We start from the raw sequence: 2214 nt of genomic DNA, 5'->3' as shown, positions 1-2214 counted from the left end.
GGAGATGGAGGTACGCCAGCTCGGCCGGACGAAGGACATGGTCTTCGACGTTCCCGGCCTGGTGTCGTACATCTCGCACGTGATGACTCTGCTGCCCGGCGACGTGGTTCTCACCGGCACTCCGGCCGGGGTTAGCCCGCTTGTCGAGGGGGATACGGTCACCGTGCGGATCGAGGGCATCGGCGAGCTCACCAACCCGGTGGTTCCCGTCGCCTGATCCGTCTGATGCCCCTGTTTCCGCAGCTCACGGGTGGTTCGGGGGGATCGGATTTGGCCTGTCGGCACCGGGAGGGTAAAGTTCACTCCCGGCGCCGCAAGGGGCCAATGGGGTATGGGGTAATTGGCAGCCCGACTGATTCTGGTTCAGTTAGTCTAGGTTCGAGTCCTGGTACCCCAGCGCTGCTGGAATTCGCGAGAATTTCCAGACGCTGGATTCTGACGGAGTTCGACTCCGCCCCTTCGGGGGCGGAGGGTGGTCTTCGGTAGAGTGCAGCTCCTCCACCGCCGAGGTGGGGGAGCGAAAGTTGTTCTGGCCCCGTCGTCTAGTGGCCCAGGACGCCGCCCTCTCAAGGCGGTAGCGCCGGTTCGAATCCGGTCGGGGCTACAACCAAAGGCTCATCTCGCTGTGCGAGATGAGCCTTTCCCGTACCCCTCCGGCCTTCCCAGCCCCGCCCTCGGTGATCAAGAGGTTTGCGTCAGCGCTCTCGGCGTGTCGTGACGCAAACCTCTTGATCACCGGACGAGGCGGGGGCCTCCGGTGGAGGCAGCAACATTGGGGATGTTGCGCGGGGTGCGGGTGCGGGTGTGGGTGTGAGGGCTCGGGGTGGGGTTAGAGGCCGGATAGGCGTTGGCCGGCTCTCACCACGGCCATGGCGTGGCGTTCGCCGGGGCGGCGGCCGAGGCGTTCGATCGGGCCGGAGATGCTCACCGAGGCGATCACTCTCCCGGTGCGGTCGCGGATCGGGGCCGAGACGCTCGCCACACCCGCCTCCCGCTCGGCGACGCTCTGCGCCCAGCCGCGACGGCGTACCTCGGCGAGGGTGCGGCCGGTGAACTTGCTGCGCGGCAGCAGTGGCATCACCGCCTCCGGCGGCTCCCAGGCGAGCAGGATCTGGGCCGCTGAGCCGGCCGTCATCGGCAGCACCGAGCCGACCGGGACAGTGTCCCGTAGGCCGCTGGCGCGCTCGGCCGCCGCCACGCAGATCCGCTCGTCGGCGCGGCGCAGGTAGAGCTGCGCGCTCTCACCGGTGGCGTCGCGCAGCGCGGCCAGCAACGGCTCGGCGGCGGTCAGCAGAACGTCCGGTGCGGCGTTGGCCAGCTCGCCCAGCCGGGGGCCGGGCCGCCATCTGCCCTGGGTGTCGCGCACCAGCATCCGGTGGATCTCCAAGGCCTGGGCCAGCCGATGTGCGGTGGCTCGGGGCAGCTTGGTGCGTTCAACGAGTTCGGCCAGGCTGGCGCCGTCCACGCAGGCGGCCAGGATGACCACCGCCTTGTCGAGAACGCCGACACCGCTCATACTGTGTCCCACAAGCCGAAACTTACCTCCCAGAATTTAGGATGTCCAGATGGTGGGAGTCACTCCTGAGCCGAGGACCCTGGCCGAGAAGGTCTGGGACGCGCACGTCGTACGGTCCGCCGCCGGTGAGCCGGACCTGCTCTTCATCGACCTGCACCTGCTGCACGAGGTGACCAGCCCGCAGGCGTTCGACGGGCTGCGGCTCGCCGGGCGCCGGGTGCGTCGTACCGACCTGACCCTCGCGACCGAGGACCACAACACCCCGACCGGGTACGCCGACCCGGCCTTCCGCCTCCGCCGTGGTGACCTGCTCACCATCGCGGACCCGACGTCGCGTACGCAGATCGAGACGTTGCGCCGCAACTGCGCCGAGTTCGGGGTGCGGCTGCACCCGCTCGGCGACGACAACCAGGGCATCGTGCACGTGATCGGCCCGCAGCTCGGTCTCACCCAGCCGGGTCTGACGATCGTCTGTGGCGACTCGCACACCGCCACCCACGGCGCCTTCGGCGCGCTCGCCTTCGGCATCGGCACCAGCGAGGTGGAGCACGTCCTGGCCACCCAGACGCTGCCGCAGAGCCGGCCGAAGACGATGGCCGTGAACGTCACCGGTCGCCTCGCGCCCGGCGTGACCGCCAAGGACCTGGTGCTCGCGCTGATCACGCAGGTGGGCACGGGTGGGGGTCGCGGGCACATCG

At 69.3% G+C, this 2214-nt stretch carries 3 protein-coding genes and 2 tRNA genes; 4 read left to right on the top strand and 1 reads right to left on the bottom strand.

Features of this window, described 5'->3' with window-relative positions; genetic code table 11:
- The 3 genes from KBX53_RS30520 to KBX53_RS30510 all read left to right on the top strand — a co-directional run.
- Positions 1-217 (top strand): fumarylacetoacetate hydrolase family protein (locus KBX53_RS30520; RefSeq protein WP_210863170.1); only part of this gene is annotated, 217 nt, incomplete at its 5' end.
- 108 nt (positions 218-325) lie between these two features.
- Positions 326-397, top strand: a tRNA-Gln gene (locus KBX53_RS30515).
- A 134-nt stretch (positions 398-531) separates the two neighbouring features.
- A tRNA-Glu gene (locus KBX53_RS30510) sits at positions 532-604 on the top strand.
- Between the two features lie 225 nt (positions 605-829).
- Here the strand turns inward: KBX53_RS30510 and KBX53_RS30505 are convergent.
- Positions 830-1516, bottom strand: a complete 687-nt coding sequence (locus tag KBX53_RS30505; RefSeq protein WP_007456408.1) for an IclR family transcriptional regulator — start codon at positions 1514-1516, stop codon at positions 830-832.
- Positions 1517-1565: 49 nt separating this feature from the next.
- Between KBX53_RS30505 and KBX53_RS30500 the strand changes: the two genes are divergently transcribed.
- Positions 1566-2214: aconitase family protein (locus KBX53_RS30500; RefSeq protein WP_247676460.1), on the top strand; the 649-nt coding region annotated here is incomplete at its 3' end.

The organism is Micromonospora sp. M51, assembly GCF_018070305.1.
GTDB lineage: Bacteria > Actinomycetota > Actinomycetes > Mycobacteriales > Micromonosporaceae > Micromonospora > Micromonospora parva.
Note: the sequence above shows the minus strand (reverse complement) of the source record. Positions and strands in the feature narration are given on the sequence as shown.